This is a genomic window from Streptomyces sp., from assembly GCF_019510245.1.
Lineage (GTDB): Bacteria > Actinomycetota > Actinomycetes > Streptomycetales > Streptomycetaceae > Streptomyces.
This window is the reverse complement of sequence record NZ_JAEKKT010000161.1, coordinates 1-22,704: the sequence shown is the minus strand read 5'-3', so window position 1 is coordinate 22,704 and position 22,704 is coordinate 1. Positions and strand designations below refer to the sequence as shown.

Here is a 22,704-nt window from a genome sequence, read left to right as displayed (position 1 = left end):
TGTTGTCGGGATGGCTTCCCATCGGGACCGGGCCCGCAATCGGCGAACAGGTGTGAAGACGGTGAATCAGGGGGTGCATGTCGAAGGCCTGTTCGGGAACCCGGGGTTCCCGAACAGGCCTCTGGGGTCAGGGAGTACGTCGGTAACGGCCCGTCAGCACCACGGGACGGCGTGGCCGACCCGGACGTAGTGGGCGGAGACGTACCCCTTGTGGTGCGGGAGCCGGTACCAGGTGTGGTTGCCGCGCACCGAGCCGCCGTACGTCTTGCAGGCCAGCGGGACGAGCCGGTTGCTGTGGCGGTGGCTCACCACGCGGTAGCGGGTGCTCGGGCCGGAGCGGACGTTGAGCCGGACGCGGTGCGTGGTCACCCGGCCGACGGTCCGGTACGTGTAGTGCCGGGAGTGCAGACGGTGGCCGGCCGGCGCGGGCAGGGTGGTGTAGTTGTAGTACTGCACGATTCCCTGGGGTGCGGGGACCGGAGTGGCGGCGCTGGCGGTCGCGGCCCCGGCCGTGGGCAGGAACGCGAACACCGCGACCGTGGCCAGCAGGCCGTTCTTCAGGATCCGACGGGACATGGAAACCTCCGTGCTGTCGTGCTCGTGACCACGAAGCGTGATCACGACTCGGAGCGTTTCCGGGCCGGACCGTCACCATGTCGTCCCCGCGTGCCCTGGGACGGCTGGGACGTCCCAGGGCACGCCGGTTCAGCCCATCCGGTCCTCGGCCGACAGGTGCTCGACCGCCCTGCCCGTGGCCGCGAAGGTCCGCGTGACGTACCCCGACGAGTACACCCACAGGATCCGCAGCGGGGTGTCGCCGACGTTGCGGAACAGGTGGGGGACGGGGGATGGGACGTACGTGGTGTCGAACCGCTCCAGCCGGGTCACCTCGCCGTCCACCCACACCTCCGCCTCGCCCTCCAGGACGGTCACGTGCTCGTCGCGGTTGTGCGAGTGCAACGGCGCCCCGGAGCCCACCGGGTCGACGCTCATTCCGCTGGTGATGAGGTTCTCGCCGTCCGCGGACGGTGTGGTGATCAGCGGAGTCGTCAGGACCGCCCGCCCCGGTCGAGCAGGGGTACGGACGCGGCCTTGATGATCGTGGTCATCCGGGGGTTCCTCTCCACTACGGCGTACCTGGTACGCCGACCGACGCTAGGCCGCGCGGACGCGAACGGGTGCCCCCTGGCGTGCAGTTTTACCTTGCGCTCCGGGAGGTGTGAGCGGCCGCGGAGCGGCTGCACTCGAACGCGCCCTGAAGGCCGTGGCCCAGGGCACGACCGCCGTCGTGGACGTCCTAGTCACCCGCTAGCCAGGAGACACATGGCAACCATGTCCAGCACCCCCGCCAAGATCCTGGTGCCCGCCGACGACCTGCGCGCCTTCTCCGCCGCCCTCCTCGAAAAGGGCGGCCTGAACGCCGAGCACGCCCGCACCACCGCCGACGTGTTCGTCTGGGCCGCACAGCGCGGCGTCGACTCGCACGGCACCGCCCGTGTCCCCGCCTACCTGGACCTGCTCGCCAAGGGCGTCGCCCACGCGCACCCGCAGATCACGATCGAGTCGACGGCCCCGGCCGCCGCCGTCCCCGACGCCGACCGGGCCCCCGGCCCGGTCGCCCTGACCGCCGCCGCCGACGAGGTGGTACGACGGGCCCGCGAGACCGGCATCGCCTCGGTCGGCGTCCGCCGCACGGTCCACACCGGCGCCATCGGCTACTACGTGTCCCGGATCGCCGAACAGGGCCTGGTCGGGCTCGGGTTCGTGGCCGGCATGCCCAACATGGGCTACACCGGCGTCAAGGGCGCGGCCGTCGCCACCAGCCCCCTCGCCATCGCCGTACCCGCCCGCGAACACGCCCCGCTGCTGCTGGACATGGCCACCGCCACCATCGCCCTCGGCAAGATCCGCCAGGCGAAGGCGAGCGGCGCGCCGTTGCCGGAGGGTGCGGCGGCGACGGAGGACGGCACCCCGACGACCGACCCGGAACGGGCGGTCATGCCCCTCCCGCTGGGCGGCGCGAAGGGTTCCGGCATGTCCCTCGCCTTCGAGCTCCTGACCAGCGTCCTGGTCGGCGCCCCGATCTTCGCGTCCTTCCACGCGGGTGACCGCAAGCACCGCCAGAACGCCCTGCTCATCGCCGTGGACCCGGCCGCCTTCGGCGACCCGGAGTCCTTCGTCGGCGCGGTCGACGACACGCTGGGCACCCTGAAGGGCCTGCCGGCGGCGGACGGCGCGCCCGGGGTGTTCTACCCGGGTGAGCGCAGCGCGGCGGTGGCCGACGAACGGGGAGCGAAGGGCATCCCGGTCGCCGTGAAGGTGTGGCGTGAACTCGCCGAACATGCCGACCGGTTGGGCGTACCGGCGCCGCATGTCGAAGGCTAGCCTGGTGACCGGCGCTTACTCCGTGCCCCGTCAGGGGCGCGGGGCCGTAGTGAAGGTGCGGCTACCGCCGCCTGGGCGCGACCAGCCACCGACGACGGTCGGTCGCGCACCGGCAGCGCCCCCGAGCTCTCAGGCGCTCCGCCCGTGAGCCTCCCGCACATGACGCGCGATGAGCGCGTACACCTCCCGCGCCCTGACATCGTCGGTGCCGTCGTACCCGTGGTCGACCCCCGCCACCTCGTGGTGCTCGACCAGGGCACCCGCGGCCCGCAGCCGTGAGGCGTACCGCTCGCCCTCCGCCCTGAGCAGGTCGTGCGCGGCGGTGATGACCAGTGCCGGGGCGATGCCGGTCAGGTCGGCCGTGTCGGACGGGTGGGCGGGGGAGACCAGGGGGTCGGTGCGCCTCTTCGGGTCGGGGACGTACGCCGTGTCGAACACCTCGGCCATCCAGGGCCGCAGTAGCGGCCTGGCGACGGCGGACGGCTTGTCCGTGGCGCTCGTCGCCAGGTCCAGCGGGGGATAGTGCAGGACCTGGAGGGCGATCGCGGGACCGCCCTCGGCCAGCGCCTGCCGGGCCACCGCCGCCGCGAGGCCGCCGCCGGCGCTCTGCCCGCCGACCGTGAGCCGGGCGCCGTCCCAGCCCTGCTCGGCCGCGTGTCCGGCGACCCAGCGGACCACCTCGTAGGCCTGGTGCGGTGGGGCCGGGAAGGGGTGCTGCGGGGCGACGGCGTAGTCGACGTTGACGACGGCCGCCCCGGCCTCGGCGGCCAGGAACCGGCAGAGCGGGTCGTCGAGTTCGGTGAGCGACATGACGTAGCCGCCGCCGTGGAAGTTGACGTGCACCGGGGGAGCGGGGTCCGTGGTCGTCGGCAGGTACACCGTGGCACGGGCCGGGCCCACGGCGGTGGGGATGGTCAACGTCCGTACGGTGCGGGGAAATTCGGGGAACCGGGCGTGCGCGGCGGCGTCGGAGCCCGGGCCGCTCGGGCGCCTGCTCGCGAGCAGGGTCAGCCGCTGCATGGTCTTCGCGGCGAGCGCGGCGACCCGAGGGCGGGCCAGGAGGGACATGGGGCTCCGATCGGGAGGGGCGCGCACCACGGGGCGGCACCCGGCGGACGGTGGCTCGACCATCAGGAATCCTGACGATCGTCGGGTGACGATATCCCTCGCTCGGATCACGGTGTCAAGCCCCGCGGCGATCGACGGGGAGGGGGCGGGCGCCCCCGCTCATGCCTCACTGTCGGACGCGGCCTCGGCCGGGCTCACGCAGGACACCTGCACGTCCGGCAGTACTGGGGGTAAACCCACGCAGTAACTTACTTGAGTTACGCAACGATATGGTAAACTGGCCGGTATGCCCACAGAACCGCTGCCCCATGTCCCCGCCGCCACTGCGGAGGTCGTGGAGATCGAGCGCGCCCTGACGCGCATCACCTACCTGAGCACCCGGGCCCGCCAGCACGAGCGGCTGATGGCCCTGGCCGGGGTGCCGCTGGACCGCGCCGCGGTGGCCCTGCTGCGCCAGGTCGCCGACTCCGAGCCACTGCGCCCGGGGGAGCTGGCGCAGCGGCTCGGGGTCGAGGCCTCCCATGTGACCCGCACGGTGCAGCAGCTCCAGCGTTCGGGCTATGTCACCCGCGTCCCCGACCCCGACGACCGACGCGCCCAGCGGATCGAGCTCACCGACGCCGGCCGGGCCGCCGTCGACCGGGTCCGGGACGCCGGGGCACGGGGCATGCAGCTGGCCCTCGGCGACTGGGAGCCGGAGGAGCTGCGGCAGCTGGCGGTGCTCTTCCACCGCATGGTCGACGACTTCCTGGCCTACTCGGTCGAGGACGAGCCCGGCCAGGACAGCGCCGAGGCGGCGCCCCCGGCCACCCGGGCCGTGTGAGGGCGGCGGCAGGCGCGGGCGAGCGGACGGCCGACCCGGCGCGGAGCGGGCCGGTACCGCCCGGTAATATCCGGCGGCAGGTCGTCAGAGGAGGCTTCGTGGCCCGGTCCGAACGTTCACCCCTGCTGCTGGCGGGACTGCTCGCCACCGCCGGTGCCGCTCACTTCGCGGCGCCGAAGCAGTTCGACGCGACGATCCCGAAGGCGCTGCCGGGATCCCCACGGGCCTGGACGTACGGCAGCGGGGCCGTGGAGCTGGCGCTGGCGGCGGGGATCGCCCTGCCGCGTACCCGCAAGGCGGCGGCCCGGGCGGCCGCCGCCTTCTTCGTGGGTGTTTTCCCGGCCAACGTCCAGATGGCCGTCGACTGGCAGAAGCGGCCCGAGCCGCTCAGGACCGCTGCACTCGCCCGCCTGCCGCTCCAGATCCCCCTGGTGCTGTGGGCGCGCGGTGTCGCACGCAACGAGGAGGGCCGATAGATGGCGGCACCCGTCGAGGTGGGAACCAAGGCCGAGGACTTCGCACTGCCGGACGAGACCGGTACGACGCGGACCCTCACGGAGCTGCTGGCCGACGGGCCGGTCGTGCTCTTCTTCTATCCGGCCGCCCTGTCGGCCGGCTGTACCGCCGAGGCCTGCCACTTCCGGGACCTGGCCGCCGAGTTCACGGCCGTCGGCGCCCGGCCCGTCGGGATCAGCGGGGACAGCGTGGAACGCCAGCAGGAGTTCTCCGGGAAGCACACGCTCGGCATGCCCCTGCTCTCCGACGCGGACGGCACCGTCCGGGAGCTGTTCGGCGTCAAGCGGGGCTTCTCGCTCGCCCCGACCAAGCGGGCCACCTTCGTGATCGCCCAGGACCGCACCGTCCTCGAGGTCGTCCGCAGCGAGCTGCGCATGAACACCCACGCCGACCGGGCGCTGGCCGCCCTGCGTGCCCACCAGGGCTGAGCGGACGGTCCGGGCCCGCGCTTGATGCCCCGGGACACAGGTCTCATCCTGGGGCGTATGGAGCGTGTCGCTGCCACGGCGATCATCGATGCCCTGGGCCGGGTGACGGGGTGGAGCGCGGGCGCGCGGGCGTTCACCGGGTACCGGGCGGAGGAGGTCGTGGGCAAGCCCGCCACCGGCCTCCTCGCCGAGCAGGTCCCCGCCGAGGCGCTGGCAGGCCGCTCCGGGACCGTCGCCGTGCGGCGTGCCGACGGACGCCGCACGGAGATCGCCCTGACCGCCTGCCCCGTCCTCGGCTCCGACGGCGGCACCACCGGCTACGTGATCACCGCCGACCCGCCCTTTCAGGCCGCCCCCACCCTCGCCGACCAGGCGTTCCAGCAGGCCTCCATGTCCATGTCGGTCTTCGACGTCCGACAGCGCCAGCTCCGCTCCAACGACGCCGCCTGCCACGTCATGGGCATCCCCGAGGAGGCCCTGCTCGGCCGCTTCTTCCCGGACACCGTCGAGCAGGCCCCGCACAGCGAGGGCTTCCTGCGCCATCTGCGACAGGTCGTCGAGACCGGCCGGCCCGTCCGCTACGAGAGCTTCACCGGCTCCCCCACCCTGAACCGGGAGCACGCCTGGAGCATCGAGATGTGGCCGCTGCGCGACCCCGCCGGCGAGCTCACCGCCGTCGCCCTCGCCGCCTTCGACAGCACCGATCAGTACCTGGCCCGGCTCCGGCTCGCCCTCCTCAACGAGGCGGCCACCTCCATCGGCACCACCCTGGACGTGGTGCGCACCGCCGAGGAACTCGTCGAACTCCTCGTCCCCCGGTACGCCGACTTCGCCAGCGTCGACCTCCTCGACTGGGTCCTCGGTGCCGAGGAACCGCCCACCGTGCCGGAGGGCGACATCTCGCTGCGCCGCGTCGCCCACGGCTCCGCGAACGAGGGCACTCCCGAGGCCGCCGTACGGCTGGGCGACGCCGAGGTGCACCCGGCCGCGTCACCGCCGGCCCGGGCGCTGCGGGAGCGGCGGGCCGTGGTCGGTCAGGCGGGCGAGCCCGAGTTCCGCCGCTGGGTCGACGAGCGCAACGCCCGCGCGCCCGAGGGCCGCCCCTACCGCGAGGGCGTCCACTCCATGATCGCCGTACCACTGCAGGCCCGTGGCGTCCTGCTCGGCGCCGTCGTGGGCGTGCGCATGCGCCACCCCGACGCCTACGTCACCGACGACACCGTCTTCGCCGAGGAACTCGCCAGCCGCGCCGCCGTCTGCATCGACAACGCCCGCCGTTTCGCCCGCGAGCGCTCCACCGCCCTCGCCCTCCAGCACAGCCTGCTGCCCCGCGGTCTGCCCCAGGTCGCCGTCGAGGTCGCCCACCGCTATCTGCCCAGCGGATCGCTGGCCGGCATCGGCGGCGACTGGTTCGACGTGATCCCGCTCTCCGGCAGCAGGGTCGGCCTGGTCGTCGGTGACGTCGTCGGCCACGGCATCCGCTCCTCCGCCACGATGGGCCGCCTGCGCACCGCCGTACGCACCCTCGCGGACGTGGACCTGCCCCCGGACGAACTCCTCACCCACCTGGACGACCTGGTCACCCACCTCGCCGCCGACGGATCCGGCGAGGAGGTCGCCGAACTCGGCGCCACCTGCCTGTACGCCGTCTACGACCCCGTCTCCCGGCGGCTCAGTCTCGCCGCCGCCGGGCACCTGGCACCCGCGGTCGTCCTGCCGGGCGGCGAGGCCGAACTGATCCCGATGACCGCGGGCCCGCCGCTCGGCGTGGGCGGGCTGCCCTTCGAGGCGACGGAGCTCGAACTGCCCGAGGGAGCCGTCGTCGCCCTCTACACGGACGGTCTGGTCGAGGACCGCGACCGGGACGTGGACCGCGCCACCGAGGAGATGTGCCGAGCCCTGAGCGCACCCGCCGGCTCCCTGGAGGACCTCACCGACAACGTCCTCAAGGCCGTGATGCCTGAGCAGCCGTCCGACGACGTCGCCCTGCTGCTGGCGAGGACCCGCGCCCTCGGCGCCGACCGGGTGGCCACCTGGGACGTGCCGCCCGACCCCGCCGAGGTGGCGCACTTCCGGCAGGCGGCCATCGAGCAGCTCACCCGCTGGGGCCTGGACGAGGCCGCGTTCGTCACCGAACTCGTCGTCAGCGAACTCGTCACCAACGCCATCCGCTACGGCGAACCGCCCATCCAGCTGCGCCTGATCCGCGACCGGGCGCTCATCTGCGAGGTCTCCGACGGCAGTTCGACCTCACCGCACCTGCGCCGGGCGCACGCCTACGACGAGGGCGGCCGCGGCCTGCTCCTCGTCGCCCAGCTCACCCAGCGCTGGGGAAGCAGGCAGACGGGCGGCGGCAAGACGATCTGGGCCGAACAGCCGCTGACCGAGGGCCCGTTGCCGACCGCCGACGAGTGACGGACTGCTCGGCGCTACTCGAAGTCGCAGCCGGGGTTCGGCACCGACTCCGAGTACGGCGAACCGTGCGGCAGGATGTACAGCACGTCCAGCACCAGGTCGGTGTCACCGAGGTTCGCGCCCAGGTGCACGTCACCCGGCCCGCCCGACTCGTACACGGTGCCGCCCGGCCGGTAGACGCCGTCCTCCGCGCAGTCGGAGTGGAAGTGGCTCAACGTGCCCTTCTGGACGTATCCGTAGACCGGACCGTCGTGATAGTGCCAGCCGGTGGTCTGACCGGGCGGGACGGTGATCTCCCGCAGCACGTAGTCCGTGTCGCCGACGGTGGTCTGGTAGATCACCTTGCCGGTCACACCCGGTCCGGCGGGGGTGGCATGGGCGGTGCCGCAGGTCAGCAGAGTGCCGGCGGCCACCGCCCCGGCCAGGGCGGTACGGAGCGCGGTACGCATGTGTGGGGGCCTCCTGGACCGAAGGTCGAGTACCTTCGTGACCCTAGGCCCCCGCCCGGCCGGCCGGGGCGGGAACGGCTCAATCCGCCTACGGGCGTGGAGCGTTGCCGCTCATGCGGCCGGACACCGCCCGTCACTCCTCGGCCGCGTCCGCCGCGACCTGGGCGAGGGTACGGCCGGAGCGCACCGAACGGGCCCGCCGGGGGTCGGGCGTGCCGTGGCCGTCCGAGCGGCCGGCCCCCTTCTTCACCAGCAGCCAGGCGTCCTCGCCGTCACGGCCCCGGAACCGGGTCAGGGCGTACTCGCCGTGCAGCTTGGAGCCGTGCAGCCGGAAGGTGGCGTGCCCGCGCTCCAGCGACTCCCCGAAGCCGACCGGGCGCCCCCTGCGGTCGTGGCTGAGCGGCTCGTACCAGCCGTGGTCCCAGACGATCACGGTGCCACCGCCGTACTCGCCCTTCGGGATCACGCCCTCGAAGTCCTCGTACGCCAGCGGATGGTCCTCGGTGGGCACGGCCAGCCGCTTGTCGCCGGGGTCGGTGGACGGGCCCTTCGGGACCGACCAGGACTTCAGGACGTCGTCGACCTGCAGCCGGAAGTCGAAGTGCATCCGGCGGGCGTCATGGATCTGCACCACGAACCGGAGCCGGTCACCGGGTGCCGTCGCCTCTCCCGACGGCTCCCCGGTCCGCCCGAAGTCTCGCCTGTCACGGTACGTACGCAACCGGTCGTCGTCGCCACCCACCACGGCTCCTTCCCTCGGTCGTGCGCCCCGAGTACCCGGGCGGACGGCTCAGAACTCCTCGTGGCTGCCCGGGTCGCCGCCGAGGCGCCGGTGGGACCGCCCGGAGACGGCCGCCATCCGGGCCGCGTCCAGTTCGAAGCCGAACAGGTCCAGGTTGGCCCGCTGCCGTCCGGCGTCCGCCGACTTCGGGATGGGCACGGCACCGAGCTGGACGTGCCAGCGCAGCACCGCCTGGGCGGGGGTCACCCCGTGCGCCTTGGCGACGGCGACGACCGCCGGGTCGTCGAGGAGCCGGACGTCCCGGCCGAGCGGGCTCCAGCTCTCGGTGACGATGCCCCTCTCCGCGTGGAAGGCCCGCAACTCGTCCTGCGGAAACAGCGGGTGCAGCTCCACCTGGTTCACCGAGGGCAGCACGCCGGTCTCCTTCTCCAGCCGGACGAGGTGCTCCCGGGTGAAGTTGGAGACGCCGATCGAACGCACCAGACCGTCCTCGCGCAGCTTGACCATCGCCCGCCAGGAGTCGACGTACGTGCCGACCCGCGGGTTGGGCCAGTGGATCAGATAGAGGTCCACGTACTCCAGGCCCAGCCGCTGCCGGGACTCCTCGAAGGAGGCGAGGGTCTCCTCGTAGCCGTGGTGGCGGCCCGGCAGCTTCGTCGTCACCACAACTTCCTCGCGGGGCACCCCGCTGCTCGCGACACCCCGGCCGACCCCGGACTCGTTGCGGTAGTTCACCGCGGTGTCCAGCAGCCGGTACCCGGCCTCGAGCGCGTGGCGAACGGCCTGCTCGGCCTGCGTGTCGTCCATCGGCCAGGTGCCCAGGCCGGTGGCGGGGATCGCCGTACCGTCGTTGAGCGTGTACGCCGGAATGCTGACCACGATGTGACCTTCCCTCGACTGTGCCGTCCCTCCACCCTTGAGGACGGGGCGGGCAGTGATCAAGCGGGACCGGGTCACCCGGCGGGCCGGTTCCACCGTTCCTTGGGCGTCGGCGGAATCCGCGGTTGCGGGGCGCCGGGGGCGGAGTAGCCTGGACTTGATCGTTGCCACCTGGCTCTGGAGGTAGGCGATGTTGATCCGATTCCTGTGGCGCCGTAGGCCGCATGGCCTTGTCCTTCTCGGGAACGGCCGTCTGATCCGGGGGTTCAGCGGCGGCGACTACGACGGTCACGGATACCAGTCCTGACGCACCCGCACCGCACCTGTGACACGGGAGGAGGCGCGGTGGAAGAGGACACCGATGCCCTCGTGGCCATGACGCGCATCCTTTCACCGCACTGCCGTGTCAGCAGGTTGTCCGGCGGGGCCCTCATCGCCGACTGGAGGCGGACGCGCTTCCTCGGCATGACGACGGCCGATGTGCGGGCGTTCACCGACGGCAGCGCCGACGAACGCGCCGCACTCGTCACCGGCCTCGTCCGGGCCGGGTGCGCGCCGGCGCGCCGGAAGGCGTACACCGACGCCGAGATCGGGATCTGGCTGCGCGCTGTGCACCTGCTGATCCGTACGCTGGGCTTCGGACGGGTCCTTCGGCTGCTGCCGTTGGCCGCCCCCGGCTACACCCGCGCGGACGTGCCTTCCGCTCCGGACGTGGCAAGGCTGAAACAAGCGGTCCAGGCGCACGGCCGTGCCAGCTGGTTCGTCGACGACGACTGCAAGGCGGAGGCCGTGACAGCGTTCGTCCTGCTGCGACGGCGCGGTCTCGAGGCCACACTCCATGTCGGCGTGCGCGAGCACCCGTTCGCCCTGCACGCCTGGACGTCGGCGGGCGGGCTGTGCGTCCCGGACGCCGATCCGCGAGGACATGCCTTCACACCGGTCCTCTCGATCGGCTGCGGAAGCCAGTGAGATGGAAGCGCTCCGACTCGACTGGACCGCCGGCACGGCGAGTCTCCGCACCGCCGACGCCATGGTGCGACAGGGACTGGTGACGACGGTCTCCACACCGGCCGGCACCGCCGCGGTCGTCGGCTGGGTCGGCTCGGTCCGAGACCGCCTGGCAGGTGCTCGCGCCCTCCTCGACGCCTTCGACCGCCCCGGAGCCGAACCGCCGCTGCCGACCGGTGACTTCGCGGCTGTCCTCGTGTACCGGGACCGCGTGCTGCTGATGCGGGACGCGCAGGCGCGCATCCCGCTGTTCCTCAGCGAGACCGGTGGCCGCGTGATCGCGGTCAGCACGGCGGCGCGCTGCCTGGGCCGCCCGACGGACCTGGAACCCCGCTACTTCTGCCGCTACCTGACCGGGAACATGGCCCAACCGCATGCGCGGCTCACCCCGTTCGCCGGGGTGCACCGAGTCCTCGGCGGCGAGGTGGTGGAGCTCTCGGCCACCGGGCGGCTGCGCGGCCGTCGGGCCGGCGCCCCGGCACCACCGCCCGACGTACTCCCTCCCGGCGGGGCCGGGCAGGAGCTGCGCCGAGCCCTGGAGCAGGCCGTCGGGCGCCGCCTCGGCAGGACGACCGCGTGCCACGTCTCCGGCGGTACCGACTCCACCAGCGTCGCCTTGCTCGCGGCGCGCCTGCTCGACGAGGGCGAAGGCCCCGACGCGGACCTGATCCTGCTCGCCGGGCGCTTCGACGGGGGAGAACTGGCCGGGGAACGGCCGTATCTCATGGAGGCCCTGGACGCGGTCCGCCGGCTCGCACCGGCGGCCCGCCCGGTGATCGTCGAGGCCGACGACGTGGCCGACTTCGACGACTTCGAGCACCATGCGGGCGACCCTGACGAACCCCACGCGCACGCCTTCCGCGCCCCGTTCTGGACACGGCTGCATGCCGTTGCGGCGGACCTGGGATGCGACATCCTTCTCACCGGCTGTGGAGCCGATCCGGTCGTCGACACCAACCCCCTGCAACTGCACCGGCTCGCCCGCTCCGGCAGGCTCCGGGAGCTGACCCGGCAGGCACGAGCCCTGGCCGCGGCCGGCGAACGGGGTGTCCGCGAGATCGTCGGCACCCACGTGGTGCGCCCGTCGCTTCCGCTCGCGGCCGAACGGTTCGCGCGGCTCGGTCATCGCAGGACCGTACTCGGGGGGCTCGGCCCCTTCACCCGCCCGCCCTGGCTGCGACCCGCATTCGCGCGGGCTCACGGCTACCGGGCGGCCGCCATCGCCGAGAGCCGCTTCGTGTTCGGGAGCCGGCCGGAGCAGTCGCTCTACGACGCGGCCAACTACCTCGCCGCGCCCGACCCGTTGTCGTGGCGCTACGCACAGCAGAACGGCTTCTTCCTCTCGCACCCCTTCCTCGACCCCGAGGTGGTCGCGACGATGCGGCGCGTCTCCGCGGAAGCCGCGTTCCGGGCGGGTCCCCCGAAGACAGTGCTGCGTGAGGCCATGGCGGACCTGCTCCCGCCCCGGATACACGGCCGAACGGCCAAGATCCCCTTCAACGACCTCTACGTCCGTGGCCTGCGGGCCCACGGCGACGAACTCGTCGACCTCTGCCGCTCCGCACGGCATCCCCTGGTCGCGGAGATGTTCGACGTCGACACGCTGTGCCGGGCGGTGCGGGAGGCGCAGTGGGGGATCGGCGACTCGTACGCCTGGGACCGCGTGAACAGCTCGCTCGCGCTGGTGGTGTGGCTGGAGGGGCTGGGGGAGGGGCGTTCTGCGGAACCTGGGGCGGCGGTGCCGGTCACAGCTTGCTCTTGATGTCCCACAGGGTGCGCTCCACCGGCCCGGTCTCGACGATGCGGATGCCGTACCGTTCTGCCACTTTTCCGGGCGCCTCCTTTCCGTCCGACGTGCTGACGGTTTCTGCAATGTCCACGCCGTGAGTGCCGAACTCCCAGTAGACGGTGATGTGCCGGGTGTCCCTCGTCTCCTCGTCGATGGCGTTGTTCTCGTGAAGCGTGCTCTCGTAGATGAGGGAATCGAAGTCCTTCCGCTTTTTCAGCCAGTCGGGCACCCGCCCGCCGGCCCAGCTGCTGAAACCCGTTGTGGCGGGCTTCAACTGGTCGAGAGACACGCGGTCCTTGCGGGTGAGGTGCGCGCTGGCGTAGAACGCCACCTGGTCGTACTTCGTGTCCATGGGTAGTTGCACGACGACTCGAGCGCTGACCGTGTCGTTCGCACCGATCGGATCGCCGTAGCGCATCCATGGTTGTGCCTCGACCAAGTCGCCTGGCTGGTACCTCTCTCTACGTGACAGGGGATTCGTCCCCTCGAATGATGTCCACTGTTCGGCAACGCCTCGCCACTCCTGGCGGAGCCGGTCCTGCCGGATCAACGGCACCCGCTGGCCCATGGCGTGGAATTCGGTCCCCAGTACGTCGAAACTCAGGTCGCTGTGGTTCTCAAGGGTGATCTGGACCGGCACGGAGAACGCCTTTCGGTCCGGACTCAGTACCGGCTCCCCCGCGGTCAGCTTGATGACGGGCCTGACCTCGCGCTGTGACGGCAGGTACAGATTCTGATAGCCGAAATTCCCTACCGCAAGGGCGGTGGTGGCGAGCAGCGCCGTGGCCACCCGCTTGGGAGCAGGGATCGTGGTCAATGTCCGCCAGACGGTGTAGACCGCCCACGCCGAACCCAGTGTGAGGGCGCCGAACAACCCCTTCCAACCCATCGAGTCGGCATTCCTCAGCAGCTCGAGGAAGAGCGTCAAGTTGGCCAGGAGGGCCACGAACGTGCCGAGCAGGGCCAGCAGGCCGGAGTGGGGAAAAGTGTGATAAAGCCAGTGGTCCACGAGCGCGGCCGCGCCCAGGAACGAGGTGAAGGCGACCGCGATGAGCACCGCACCGGTGAGGCGACCGGGAAAGGTGAAAGCGCTGGCCAGGTCCCCGACACCGAAATGCCCCAGGGCCGCGGCCGTCAGCAGGAGGACCAGCAGCACCGACACCAGGCACACGCGTGAGCGTCCGTTGTGGGCCAGCGCCCGTTGCGCCCGCTCACGCGAGCAGTCCCGTGCGTTCTTGCGAAGGTTCACGCGGCCACCTGCCGTCCTGTGGCAACGACTTTCACGGGCGTCTCCTTCATGGACCACGGCGGACCAGAGGCCTTGTCAGCAGGAAGTTCAAGATCATCGTCCGCGATGATCCGCCCGCTCGCCATCCGCGTGCCGCCGGATGCGGGAGTGCCCGGTGCATCACCGGCTCCCGCGCCGGGGTACCTCTCCAGTGGCCGGTACCGACGATCGGAGCACGCATGACGACGGAGAACAGCACGCGCATCCAGGCGGTCGAGGTGAACCCTGTCGCCGGGTACATCGGCGCCGAGATCACCGGGGTCGACCTCGCCCAGGACCTCGACGACGCCGTGGTCGCGGCGATCCGGGAGGCCGTGCTGCGCTGGAAGGTCGTCTTCTTCCGGGACCAGCGGCTCGATCACGCCGGGCACGTCGCCTTCGCGCGCCGCTTCGGCGAACCGGTCGTGCTCGGGCGGCGCGGCGGCGCCTCGCCGGCCGGCTTCCCCGAGGTGGAGACCACGGCAGACCGGCTGGAACTGGGCGGCCGGTTCGGGATGGAGCACGAGGAGTGGCTCCAGCGGCGCCGGCACACCCTGCTGCGCGGCTGGCACTGCGACCACGGGGCCCGGATCGACCCGCCCGCCGCGACCGTCCTGCGCGCCGAGACCGTCCCGCCGTACGGCGGCGACACCACGTGGGCCAACCTGGCCGCGGCCTACGCCGGACTCTCCGCACCCGTGCGCGCCTTCGTCGACGGCCTGCGCGCCGAGCACCGCCTCGGGGTCGGCTACCAGCCCCGCCCCGGTGACGACACGTACCTGCGCCACCTCCTTGACCACCAGGTGGCCTCGGTGCACCCGCTGGTGCGCGTCCATCCGGAGACCGGCGAGCGGGTGCTGTACGTCAACGGCTACTACGTCGAGCAGATCGCCGACGTCTCCCGCCCGGAGAGCGCCGCACTCCTGGAGATGCTGCTCGAACAGGCCGTACGTCCCGAGTACACGGTCCGCTTCCGCTGGGAGCCCGGCAGCGTCGCCTTCTGGGACAACAGGGCCACCATCCACCTCGCGCCGAGCGACAACGCCCACCTCGGCTTCCCCCGCGTCATGCACCGGGTGATGCTGCACGGCGAGGTGCCGGTCGGGGTGGACGGCAAGCCGTCGGAGCCGGTGACCGGAACGGAGGTACGCCGCTGGTGACTCAGGCGCCGGCCGCCGGGCGCCAGCCGAGCGCCGGGCCCAGGCGGGTCGCCATGTCGGTGAGGATCTGGACGTAGTCCTCGTGCTCGAACGTGAACGGCAGGGCGAAGGCCACCTCGTCGACCTCGCGGAAGGCGGCGTGCGCGTGCAGCCGCTCGACGATCTCCGCCGAGGTGCCGACGATGTCCGGCGCGAAGAGCAACCGCCCGGGACCCTGGGGGGCCGTGGTGCGCGGCAGCCGCGCGGCCGCGTACGCCTCGTACTTGGCGCGCTGTTCCGGCGTGGCGGAGTCGGTGGGGATGACCACCAGGCCCTGCGAGACCCGGGCCGCCTCGCCGTCCGGGTGACGGCCGCGGAACGCGCGGATGTGCGAGAGCTGGATCCCGGCGAAGTCGTACGCGTCCGCCGGGTCCCCGGCCCGTACGACGCTGCTGGTCAGGAAGTTCATGCCGTGCTCGCCCGCCCAGTGCGCCGAGCCGAGGCTGCCGCCGCCGTACCAGAGGCGCCGCCCCAGCCCGGGGGAGTGCGGCTGGACCACGTCGGAGAACACCTCGAAGCCCTCCACCCCGCTGAAGTCGGTGGCCGGCTTGCCCCGGACGAAGTCCAGGAGGCGGCGCACCCGCTCGTAGCTGAAGTCCTCGACGTCGGCCGTGTCCGGGTAGAGGGCCTCCTTGACCTGCTCGTAGTGCATGGGCGGGCCCACGCTCACACCGGGGTTGAGGCGGCCGCCGGACAGGAGGTCGACGGTCGCCAGGTCCTCGGCGAGCCGCAGCGGGTTCTCCCAGCCCAGCGGGATCACCGCGGTGCCGAGCTCGATCCTGCTGGTGCGCTGCGAGGCCGCCGCGAGCACGGCGACCGGCGACGATATGCCGTACTGGAGGTGCCGGTGGCGCACCCACGCGCTGTCGAAGCCCAGTCGCTCGCCCAGTTCGATGATCTCCAGCGTGGACTCGTGCCCCCGGCCCGGATCAGCGCCGTCGAACAGGCCGATGGTGAGGAAGCCCAGTCTGCGCAGGGGGCGGGGGGTGGACGGCACGGGTCCTCCAGCGGTCGTACGTCAGTTCTGCCCCGATTGTGGCACCCGAACATTGCGGGAGTGTGATCAGCGCAGCGGGATGGTGATCTCGTCCTCGACCGGCGGGTCCAGCTCCTGCGGGCGGTTCCCGGTGGCGGCGAAGCAGCGCAGCCGTACCGCCTCGGGGCTGACGTCGAGGCGCAGGAAGCACTTGAAGAAGGGCGGGGTGTAGGTGGCGGAGCCGGGGGAGAACAGCTGGGTGTAGATCTTCTTCACGGGCAGCCGGAAGCGCGGGCCGCGGTCCGGGCGGCTGCCGGCCCCCAGCAGGGTCGCGACCAGGCGCGCGCGGAGGGTGATCCGGGTGTCCGGGGCGGGCGTACGGCCGGGCCTGATGCCGAGGCGCTCGGCGATCACGGAGGTCGCCTCCGCCGCGGTGAGGGTGAAGAGGCGGCGGAGCCGCAGCCGCCGGCCGTAGAGCCGGCTGTAGAACGCGAGGGAGTCGCCGCGCAGCGGGTAGCAGCGGAAGTCGTCCTCGGTGACGTTCGCGATCGTCACCGGGGGGATGGTGTGGGTGGCGTGCATGAAGGCGCCGCCGCCGCCCGCGACCACGTACTGGATGGTGCGGCCGTCCACGTCCACGGGGTAGCGCTGGTAGTTGTGGATGTCACCGCCGATCGCCGCCACGTAGTGGTGGGCCGGGTCGCGGACGATGTCGTCGACCGTGCCGCCGCCCTCGATGACGCACGGGTGGTGCTCGCCGTCCACGTACAGCGGGGAGCCGGTGACCAGGATCTTCGGGCGCGGCCCCCGGGACACCTCCCGCAGCCAGGCGCCCTGTTCGGCGTCGATGGTGCCGAGCAGGCCGGTGTCGATGCCGACGATGCGGACCGGCCCGGCGTCGATGGCCCAGTACGGTCCCGGCTGTACCGCCGTCTGTTCCGGCCTGGGCCGCAACTTCCGGGCCTCCGTGAGGAGTTGCTCGTCCGCCGGACGCGGGCGGTGCCACAGCAGGGTGCGCCACCAGGCGCGGGTGAGCGGGCGCGGCCTCGGTTCTGCGGGGAGGGCCGGGGCGTCGTCGCAGAAGACGCGCATGAACGCGCCGAGGTCCTCGTACCAGTCGTGGTTGCCGGGTATCGCGTAGATCGGCGCCGGATAGTCCCGGTACGGGCGGAAGAACTTGCTTCCGTAGTCGTCGGTGGTGCCGACCGGATAGATCACGTCGCTCGCGATCACCGTGAAGTCGGTGTCCTGACTCGCCTTCAGGAACCCCGGCACGACGGCGTACTGGGAGTCGTCGCCCTCGCCGGTGTCGCCGATCACCATGAACGAGAACCGGTCCGCCTCATGACGCCGGATCACCTTGTCGGCGGGCACCCCGGCGGCCGTCCGCTGCGCCACCCAGCGGCTGCGGGTACGGCCGGTCGGGTCGCCGAACCAGGAGGCCAGCACTCCGTTGCGGGCGGCCCACATGGTCCTCGGGTTGAACCAGAACAGCTTCTCGACATGATCCGGCATCAGCCGGCGGTAGCTGCCGCGCTCGGCCTCGCCCCAGCCGGCGCCTTCTGCGGTCTTGCGTGAGGAGTCAGACACGCGGGAACGGTACAACGATCAAGAGGTGGTGGCGGGACGGGGGTTCGGCGGCCCCCGGTCACCATTCGTAGGGGTTCGAGGGGCCGCCGTAGGGATCCTGCGGACCTGGTGCGGGGCGGCCGGGGGCACCGAAGCGGCCGGCGCCGCCCGTTGCCGGCCGGGTGGGGGTGCCGAACTGCCCGGTGCCGCCGGACGCCGGGCGCCCCCGGGCGCCGTACCGGTCCGTGCCGGACGGAGCGGTGTACGTCGCCGTGCCGTGCCGGCCCGCCCCCGCCTGTGCCGGGCGCGGCGAGCGGCCACCGCGGTTCCGGGCCCTGCGCCCGCCGCGCCGGCCCCATGGGAGCGAGGGCGCCGCTCCCGCCCACGCCGTGGGCGGCTCGCTCGCCGCGGCGGCCTGCCGGTTCCAGTCGCCTTCGCCCAGGACCAGCAGCGGGTCGAACATCACCACCACCCCGGCCAGCAGCAGGAACACGATCGGGCCGAGCAGCATGGGCAGCAGCAGGGAGGTCGGTGACGCGCTCGACCAGGAGGTGGCGGACGCCGGGTGCACGTCGACGCTCACCGCCGCCATGGCGGTGTAGTGCATGCCGGACACCGCAAGGCCCATCACCAGGCTGGCGCCCAGGCTCGCGGTGAAGCCCCGCACCGAAACGGCCGCCCACAGCGCGGCCGTCGCCGCCGCGATCGCGATCAGCACGGAGAGGGCGACCGTCACCCCGTCGTAGTGAATCGTTCCGTCAAGGCGGAGCGCGGCCATGCCCAGGTAGTGCATGGCGGCCACGCCGAGACCGGTGACGACGCCCGCGGTCCAGAGCGTCCCCGGGGTCGCGCCCCGGTAGCCGACCGCGAAGACACCGATACCGACCACCAGGATCGCCACCGCCAGGCTGAGCAGCGTCAGACCCACATCGTAGCGGATCGTGGCCTGCTGGACATGGAAGCCGATCATCGCGATGAAGTGCATCGTCCAGATGCCGCAGCCGATCGAGGCAGCCCCCAGGGCGAGCCAGCCCGGCCGCCACGACTCCCCGTGGTGGTACAGCGACCTGACGATGCAGCGCAGCCCCAGCGCCCCGCCCAGACAGGCCATCAGATACGCCGCGACCGGAGTCACCGCGCCGTAGTGGAAACCGTCCGTCGTGCCGTGCATGTCCAACTCCCCCCAGAGCCACGGCTGTTGTGGGGGAAGGTACTACGAGCCAGGGGCGTTCACCGGGACTTCGGCCACCTCGTGGGAACCAGGCACCGGCACGGCTGCCACGGGGGGCGGTCTCCAGGCGGGCCGGAGCCGGGGGGCTCAGGGCGCGACGATCTTGATCGCGCTCATCCAGCCGTGGCCCCCGGGGCGCGTCTGCAGGGCCATGTGCAGCAGCTGCATGCCTTCCAGCTCCCGGGCGTGCCGGAGTCCGCCGACGACCACCGGGTTGAGGCCGCCGGAGGAGACCAGTTCCGCCACCTGGTCGCGGGCCGCCGCGTTGTCTCCGGCGATGAACACGTCCAGCGGCAGCCCGCCGACCTCGCCCGCGACCAGTGCGCCCGCGAACGTGGTGTTGAAGGCCTTCACCAGATGCGTGCCCGGCGCGGCGGCCTCGGCCAGCTGCTGGGCGCCGGAGCTGTCCGCGGGCACCGTGAGCGAGTCGAAGGTCGAGAAGTCCACCGGGTTGGAGATGTCGACGACGGTCTTCCCGGAGAGCCGGTCCCCGTACTCGGTCACGACCTCCCTGGCCGCGTCGAACGGCACGGCCAGCACCACCACGTCCGCCGACCCCACCGCGTCCGGCACGGCGGGCGCCACGTCCGCCCCCGGCGTCCGCCGGGCCAGCGCGTCGGCGAGCGTCGCGGCCTTGGCCGGATCCGTGCCGACCAGCCGGACCGTGTGCCCGCCCGCCAGGGCCCGGGTGGCTATGCCGCCCGCCATGTTGCCGGTGCCGACGATGAAGACCCGCATGCGTGAGCCCCTTCCGCGGAGCTGCCGACGGTCGGTCGGGGGCGCGCGATAGCCGCATTCCTCATGAACCAGAATAAAACGATCGGCTTGGCGCGGCTCGGGCGGGAACCCGATGCCCGCACCGGTACCCGGCCCCGCCCCCTCGGCGGCCGGCCGCGGCGGATAGCGTGGCGATCATGGCGAGCGCGGCGGACTGGAGGATGCGGCCGGCGTCGGACGCGGACGTCGAGGAGGTGGCCGAACTCCGGGCCGTCGTGCTGCGGGGCGATCTGCAGCGGCTCGGGCGCTACGACGAGGGGCGGGTCCGGCAGCGGCTGCGGGACGGGTACGACGCGGACCACACCTGGGTGATCGAGGCGGGCGGCGCCTTCGCCGGCTGCGTGGCACTGCGGCCGGCCGCGGACGCCCACTGGCTGGAACACTTCTATCTGGCCCCGCATGCGCAGGGCGGCGGCATCGGCTCGGCCGTGCTGCGCGAGCTGCTGGAGCGGTGTGACCGCGACGGCGTCACCGTCCGGCTGAACGTCCTGCGGGGCAGCGCGGCCCGGCGGCTGTACGAACGGCACGGGTTCCTGGTCGAGACCGAGGACCCGGTGGATGTGTTCATGGTGCGCCCGCCGTCCCCGTGACCGCTGTTCCGGCTCGCCCCCCGCCGTGCATAGGGAAAACCCTCGAACGACCTCTACGTGGCTGACATGCGCGGGTCAAATCTGGAATCCTCGCTCAGCACACGCTCTCTGCCCGGCGTGTCCACGGATCACGGACCACGCACCCCGGTCCCCGGATCCCGGTTCCCGCACAGCTCAGCTCGTCCCGGACAGCACATCCCCGTCTGCCCGGTCTGTCACCGGCCGCGACCCGGCGGCCGCAGCAGGAGGAGTACGAGTGAGACGTCTTCCCCACAGACGGGCCACGGTAGGAGCCGCCCTGGTCTCCACCGCGGCCTTCCTCGCCGTCGGCATCCAGTCGGTCCCGGCGAACGCCAAGCCCGCCACCCCCCACCCCAGCCCCGTGCGCACCGGAGGCCTGGAGGCCAAGCTCACCCCCGCCCAGCACGGCGCACTGCTCAGGAGCGCCCAGCAGAAGACCGCCGCGACCGCCCGCACCATCGGCCTCGGCGCCAAGGAGAAGCTGGTCGTCAAGGACGTCGTCAAGGACAACGACGGCACGGTGCACACCCGTTACGAGCGCACGTACGCCGGTCTGCCGGTCCTCGGCGGCGACCTGATCGTGCACACCCCGCCCGCCTCCCTCGCGGCCGGAACCGTGAGTACGACCTTCAACAACAAGCGCACCATCACGGTCCCCACGGTCAGCGCGTCCTACAGCAAGTCGGCCGCCCAGACCAAGGCGCTCCGGACGGCCAGGGCCCTCGACGCGCAGAAGCCCGTCGCCGACGGCGCCCGCAAGGTCATCTGGGCCGGCAGCGGCACCCCGAAGCTCGCCTGGGAGACCGTGATCGGCGGCTTCCAGGACGACGGCACGCCCAGCAAGCTGCACGTCGTCACGGACGCCACCACCGGCAAGGAGCTCTACCGCTACCAGGCCGTCCAGACCGGCACGGGCAACACCCAGTACAGCGGCACGGTGACGCTGAACACCACGCTGTCCGGTTCCACGTACCAGCTGTACGACACCACGCGCGGCGGCCACAAGACGTACAACCTCAACAACGGCACGTCGGGCACCGGCACCCTGATGACCGACTCCGACGACGTCTGGGGCACCGGATCCGGCTCCAACACCCAGACCGCCGGCGCCGACGCGGCCTACGGCGCCCAGATGACCTGGGACTTCTACAAGAACACCTTCGGGCGCAGCGGCATCAAGAACGACGGCGTCGCGGCCTACTCCCGTGTCCACTACAGCAGCAGCTACGTCAACGCGTTCTGGGACGACAGCTGCTTCTGCATGACCTACGGCGACGGCTCCGGCGGCACCCACGCCCTGACCTCCCTCGACGTGGCCGGCCACGAGATGAGCCACGGCGTCACGTCGAACACCGCCGGTCTCAACTACACCGGCGAGTCGGGCGGGTTGAACGAGGCCACCTCCGACATCTTCGGCACGGGCGTGGAGTTCTACGCCAACAACTCCTCCGACGTCGGTGACTACCTCATCGGCGAGAAGATCGACATCAACGGCGACGGCACCCCGCTGCGCTACATGGACAAGCCCAGCAAGGACGGCTCGTCGGCCGACAGCTGGTACTCCGGGGTCGGCAACCTCGACGTGCACTACTCCTCGGGCCCGGCGAACCACATGTTCTACCTGCTGTCCGAAGGCAGCGGCAGCAAGACCATCAACGGCGTCACGTACAACAGCACCACCTCCGACGGCGTCGCCGTCGCCGGGATCGGCCGGGCCGCGGCCCTGCAGATCTGGTACAAGGCGCTGACGACGTACATGACGTCGAGCACCAACTACTCCGCCGCCCGCACCGCCGCCCTGAACGCGGCCGCGGCGCTCTACGGCACGAACTCCACCCAGTACGCGGGTGTCGGCAACGCGTTCGCCGGCATCAACGTCGGCAGCCACATCACCGTGCCCACCTCGGGTGTCACGGTCACCAACCCGGGCAGCCAGTCCTCGACCGTCGGCACGGCGGTGAGCCTGCAGATATCGGCGAGCAGCACCAACAGCGGCTCGCTGAGCTACGCGGCGACCGGCCTGCCGACCGGCCTGTCCATCAACAGCTCGACCGGCGCCATCACCGGCACACCCACGACGGCGGGCACCTACAGCACCACCGTCACGGTGACCGACTCGACGGGTGCCACCGGCACGGCGTCCTTCACGTGGACCGTCAGTTCCAGCGGCGGCGGGGGTACCTGCACCTCGACCCAGCTGCTGGGCAACCCGGGCTTCGAATCGGGCAACACCACCTGGACCGCGACCAGCGGTGTCATCACCACCGACAGCGGTGAGGCGGCCCGTACCGGTTCCTACAAGGCGTGGCTCGACGGCTACGGCTCCTCGCACACCGACACGCTGTCCCAGTCGGTGACGATCCCGGCCGGCTGCACCGCCACCACGTTCACCTTCTACCTGCACGTCGACACGGCCGAGACCACCACCAGCACCCAGTACGACAAGCTGACGGTCACCGCCGGTTCGACCACGCTGGCCACGTACTCCAACCTCAACGCGGCCTCCGGGTACGTGCAGAAGTCCTTCAGCCTCGGGTCCTACGCGGGCTCGACCGTCACCCTGAAGTTCAGC

General features: G+C 72.0%; 21 protein-coding genes. 10 read left to right on the top strand and 11 right to left on the bottom strand.

Features of this window, described 5'->3' with window-relative positions:
* Positions 1-153: 153 nt before the first annotated feature.
* Both JF597_RS30785 and JF597_RS30780 read right to left on the bottom strand, forming a co-directional pair.
* Complete coding sequence (locus tag JF597_RS30785; RefSeq protein ID WP_294002843.1) at positions 154-576, bottom strand: SH3 domain-containing protein; 423 nt, start codon at positions 574-576, stop codon at positions 154-156.
* A 129-nt stretch (positions 577-705) separates the two neighbouring features.
* On the bottom strand, positions 706-993 hold the full coding sequence (locus tag JF597_RS30780; RefSeq protein ID WP_294002840.1) for a cupin domain-containing protein: 288 nt from the start codon (positions 991-993) through the stop codon (positions 706-708).
* 339 nt (positions 994-1,332) lie between these two features.
* Between JF597_RS30780 and JF597_RS30775 the strand changes: the two genes are divergently transcribed.
* Positions 1,333-2,385, top strand: a complete 1,053-nt coding sequence (locus tag JF597_RS30775) for an Ldh family oxidoreductase (protein WP_294002837.1) — start codon at positions 1,333-1,335, stop codon at positions 2,383-2,385.
* 129 nt (positions 2,386-2,514) lie between these two features.
* Here the strand turns inward: JF597_RS30775 and JF597_RS30770 are convergent, their stop codons facing one another.
* Positions 2,515-3,453 (bottom strand): alpha/beta hydrolase, encoded by a 939-nt coding sequence (locus JF597_RS30770; RefSeq protein ID WP_294002835.1) that lies wholly within the window; start codon positions 3,451-3,453, stop codon positions 2,515-2,517.
* 286 nt (positions 3,454-3,739) lie between these two features.
* On the opposite strand from JF597_RS30770, the gene JF597_RS30765 reads away from it, so the two are divergent.
* The 4 genes from JF597_RS30765 (at position 3,740) to JF597_RS30750 (ending at position 7,635) form a co-directional block, all read left to right on the top strand.
* The gene (locus JF597_RS30765) at positions 3,740-4,276 is read left to right on the top strand and encodes a MarR family transcriptional regulator (RefSeq protein ID WP_294002833.1); all 537 of its coding nucleotides are present in this window, start codon (positions 3,740-3,742) and stop codon (positions 4,274-4,276) included.
* Between the two features lie 98 nt (positions 4,277-4,374).
* Positions 4,375-4,752, top strand: coding sequence for a DoxX family protein (locus JF597_RS30760; protein WP_294002831.1), 378 nt, complete (start codon positions 4,375-4,377; stop codon positions 4,750-4,752).
* Positions 4,753-5,220 (top strand): peroxiredoxin, encoded by a 468-nt coding sequence (locus JF597_RS30755; RefSeq protein ID WP_294002829.1) that lies wholly within the window; start codon positions 4,753-4,755, stop codon positions 5,218-5,220. It abuts the gene before it with no gap.
* Positions 5,221-5,277: 57 nt separating this feature from the next.
* Entirely contained in the window at positions 5,278-7,635 is a 2,358-nt protein-coding gene (locus JF597_RS30750; protein WP_294002827.1) for a SpoIIE family protein phosphatase, read from the top strand.
* 14 nt (positions 7,636-7,649) lie between these two features.
* On the opposite strand, the gene JF597_RS30745 is transcribed toward JF597_RS30750, so the two are convergent.
* The 3 genes from JF597_RS30745 to JF597_RS30735 all read right to left on the bottom strand — a co-directional run bounded on the left by JF597_RS30745 (position 7,650) and on the right by JF597_RS30735 (position 9,705).
* Entirely contained in the window at positions 7,650-8,084 is a 435-nt protein-coding gene (locus JF597_RS30745; protein WP_294002825.1) for a cupin domain-containing protein, read from the bottom strand.
* A 133-nt stretch (positions 8,085-8,217) separates the two neighbouring features.
* Positions 8,218-8,826 carry a DNA polymerase ligase N-terminal domain-containing protein gene (locus JF597_RS30740; RefSeq protein WP_294002823.1) on the bottom strand — a complete coding sequence of 203 codons (609 nt, stop codon included), beginning with the start codon at positions 8,824-8,826 and terminating at the stop codon, positions 8,218-8,220.
* Between the two features lie 48 nt (positions 8,827-8,874).
* On the bottom strand, positions 8,875-9,705 hold the full coding sequence (locus JF597_RS30735) for an aldo/keto reductase (protein WP_294002821.1): 831 nt from the start codon (positions 9,703-9,705) through the stop codon (positions 8,875-8,877).
* A 345-nt stretch (positions 9,706-10,050) separates the two neighbouring features.
* On the opposite strand from JF597_RS30735, the gene JF597_RS30730 reads away from it, so the two are divergent.
* Both JF597_RS30730 and JF597_RS30725 read left to right on the top strand, forming a co-directional pair.
* Positions 10,051-10,674 (top strand): lasso peptide biosynthesis B2 protein, encoded by a 624-nt coding sequence (locus tag JF597_RS30730; RefSeq protein WP_294002819.1) that lies wholly within the window; start codon positions 10,051-10,053, stop codon positions 10,672-10,674.
* A gap of 1 nt (position 10,675) precedes the next feature.
* The gene (locus JF597_RS30725; protein ID WP_294002817.1) at positions 10,676-12,475 is read left to right on the top strand and encodes an asparagine synthase-related protein; all 1,800 of its coding nucleotides are present in this window, start codon (positions 10,676-10,678) and stop codon (positions 12,473-12,475) included.
* Here JF597_RS30725 and JF597_RS30720 read toward each other — a convergent pair.
* Positions 12,459-13,751, bottom strand: coding sequence for a hypothetical protein (locus JF597_RS30720; protein WP_294002815.1), 1,293 nt, complete (start codon positions 13,749-13,751; stop codon positions 12,459-12,461). The genes JF597_RS30725 and JF597_RS30720 overlap by 17 nt on opposite strands.
* Positions 13,752-13,969: 218 nt before the next feature.
* On the opposite strand from JF597_RS30720, the gene JF597_RS30715 reads away from it, so the two are divergent.
* Complete coding sequence (locus tag JF597_RS30715) at positions 13,970-14,929, top strand: TauD/TfdA family dioxygenase (protein ID WP_294002813.1); 960 nt, start codon at positions 13,970-13,972, stop codon at positions 14,927-14,929.
* A gap of 1 nt (position 14,930) precedes the next feature.
* Here JF597_RS30715 and JF597_RS30710 read toward each other — a convergent pair whose 3' ends face one another.
* From JF597_RS30710 to JF597_RS30695, 4 genes are all read right to left on the bottom strand, one after another.
* Entirely contained in the window at positions 14,931-15,965 is a 1,035-nt protein-coding gene (locus JF597_RS30710) for an LLM class flavin-dependent oxidoreductase (RefSeq protein ID WP_294002811.1), read from the bottom strand.
* Between the two features lie 66 nt (positions 15,966-16,031).
* Positions 16,032-17,534, bottom strand: a complete 1,503-nt coding sequence (locus JF597_RS30705) for a metallophosphoesterase (RefSeq protein WP_294002809.1) — start codon at positions 17,532-17,534, stop codon at positions 16,032-16,034.
* Between the two features lie 58 nt (positions 17,535-17,592).
* The gene (locus JF597_RS30700; protein ID WP_294002807.1) at positions 17,593-18,684 is read right to left on the bottom strand and encodes an MHYT domain-containing protein; all 1,092 of its coding nucleotides are present in this window, start codon (positions 18,682-18,684) and stop codon (positions 17,593-17,595) included.
* Between the two features lie 147 nt (positions 18,685-18,831).
* The gene (locus JF597_RS30695; RefSeq protein ID WP_294002805.1) at positions 18,832-19,482 is read right to left on the bottom strand and encodes an NAD(P)-binding domain-containing protein; all 651 of its coding nucleotides are present in this window, start codon (positions 19,480-19,482) and stop codon (positions 18,832-18,834) included.
* Positions 19,483-19,658: 176 nt separating this feature from the next.
* Here JF597_RS30695 and JF597_RS30690 point away from each other — a divergent pair, with 176 nt between their 5' ends.
* Together JF597_RS30690 and JF597_RS30685 are read left to right on the top strand one after the other, a co-directional pair.
* On the top strand, positions 19,659-20,111 hold the full coding sequence (locus JF597_RS30690) for a GNAT family N-acetyltransferase (protein ID WP_294002803.1): 453 nt from the start codon (positions 19,659-19,661) through the stop codon (positions 20,109-20,111).
* Positions 20,112-20,367: 256 nt separating this feature from the next.
* A partial coding sequence (locus JF597_RS30685; protein WP_294002801.1) for a M4 family metallopeptidase occupies positions 20,368-22,704 on the top strand: 2,337 nt, incomplete at its 3' end.

Bases quoted from the DNA above. Each gene is read 5' to 3' on its own strand.
- JF597_RS30785 (WP_294002843.1), bottom strand. From the start codon at position 576: ATGTCCCGTCGGATCCTGAAGAACGGCCTGCTGGCCACGGTCGCGGTG.
- JF597_RS30780 (WP_294002840.1), bottom strand. From the start codon at position 993: ATGAGCGTCGACCCGGTGGGCTCCGGGGCGCCGTTGCACTCGCACAAC.
- JF597_RS30775 (WP_294002837.1), top strand. From the start codon at position 1,333: ATGTCCAGCACCCCCGCCAAGATCCTGGTGCCCGCCGACGACCTGCGC.
- JF597_RS30770 (WP_294002835.1), bottom strand. From the start codon at position 3,453: ATGTCCCTCCTGGCCCGCCCTCGGGTCGCCGCGCTCGCCGCGAAGACC.
- JF597_RS30765 (WP_294002833.1), top strand. From the start codon at position 3,740: ATGCCCACAGAACCGCTGCCCCATGTCCCCGCCGCCACTGCGGAGGTC.
- JF597_RS30755 (WP_294002829.1), top strand. From the start codon at position 4,753: ATGGCGGCACCCGTCGAGGTGGGAACCAAGGCCGAGGACTTCGCACTG.
- JF597_RS30750 (WP_294002827.1), top strand. From the start codon at position 5,278: ATGGAGCGTGTCGCTGCCACGGCGATCATCGATGCCCTGGGCCGGGTG.
- JF597_RS30745 (WP_294002825.1), bottom strand. From the start codon at position 8,084: ATGCGTACCGCGCTCCGTACCGCCCTGGCCGGGGCGGTGGCCGCCGGC.
- JF597_RS30725 (WP_294002817.1), top strand. From the start codon at position 10,676: ATGGAAGCGCTCCGACTCGACTGGACCGCCGGCACGGCGAGTCTCCGC.
- JF597_RS30715 (WP_294002813.1), top strand. From the start codon at position 13,970: ATGACGACGGAGAACAGCACGCGCATCCAGGCGGTCGAGGTGAACCCT.
- JF597_RS30700 (WP_294002807.1), bottom strand. From the start codon at position 18,684: ATGCACGGCACGACGGACGGTTTCCACTACGGCGCGGTGACTCCGGTC.
- JF597_RS30695 (WP_294002805.1), bottom strand. From the start codon at position 19,482: ATGCGGGTCTTCATCGTCGGCACCGGCAACATGGCGGGCGGCATAGCC.
- JF597_RS30690 (WP_294002803.1), top strand. From the start codon at position 19,659: ATGGCGAGCGCGGCGGACTGGAGGATGCGGCCGGCGTCGGACGCGGAC.